Annotated in this window: 1 protein-coding gene; it reads right to left on the reverse strand. The window is 43.5% G+C overall.

The genetic code is table 11. The annotated features are described in order from the left end of the window. Window positions 1-78 precede the first annotated feature (78 nt). Window positions 79-501, reverse strand: a complete 423-nt coding sequence (locus MA2_RS10790; RefSeq protein WP_082781991.1) for a transposase — start codon at window positions 499-501, stop codon at window positions 79-81. Between the last annotated feature and the right edge of the window lie 129 nt (window positions 502-630).

A 630-nucleotide genomic window follows, 5' to 3' on the forward strand; every position in this document is an offset into this window, starting at 1 on the left:
CGAATAATTTGTTACTGCCACACCCCATGTCCATGGGAGTGGCGGATAGTCAGATTTGTTGGGGGTTGATAAGTTGATTCATTGTAGCCCCCGCAGTAGTTCGATGAGGCTATATTGGTCAATTTGGTCGATGGTGAGTTTTATGGGCTTTGCGTTGTAGCTGTTATTGTGGGTGGGAATTTGTAGTTCTATACCTGTTAGGACTGATGATTCGGCTGTGATGAAATCGGTGATTTGCTCATGGTTTGGTTCTGACGTTACGTTGATAGGGATGAATGTTGAGTGGTTGCTGGTGGCGTTGTTGTCGATGCGTGCGGGTAGTTGATCAGTTTGGGATTGTTTTCCTTTGTGTTCACGTTTCCAGTTGTGTAATAGGTTCTGGTTGATGCCGTTGTCTCTGGCGATACTGGCAATAGACCGTCCTGAGCTTATCGCTTCTTGGACTAGAAATTCTTTGAATTCGTCACTGTAGGTCTTGCGCTTGGGTTTGTTGGTTGCCATGTTAATGTCCATTTACTGAAAATCATGAACATTATCTCGCTTTAGTTTACGGTGAAATAGGTAGGATGGTCGGGGGCTTACGGTATAATCCATCTTCGGACTTTTCTTCATTTCTTGAAAAATATATAA

Origin of the sequence: Moraxella atlantae NBRC 14588 (assembly GCF_001591265.1) — a bacterium.
GTDB classification, from domain to species: domain Bacteria; phylum Pseudomonadota; class Gammaproteobacteria; order Pseudomonadales; family Moraxellaceae; genus Faucicola; species Faucicola atlantae.

What these genes read in the sequence shown, in the direction of transcription:
- MA2_RS10790 (WP_082781991.1), bottom strand. Translation starts at nt 501, where the DNA reads ATGGCAACCAACAAACCCAAGCGCAAGACCTACAGTGACGAATTCAAA.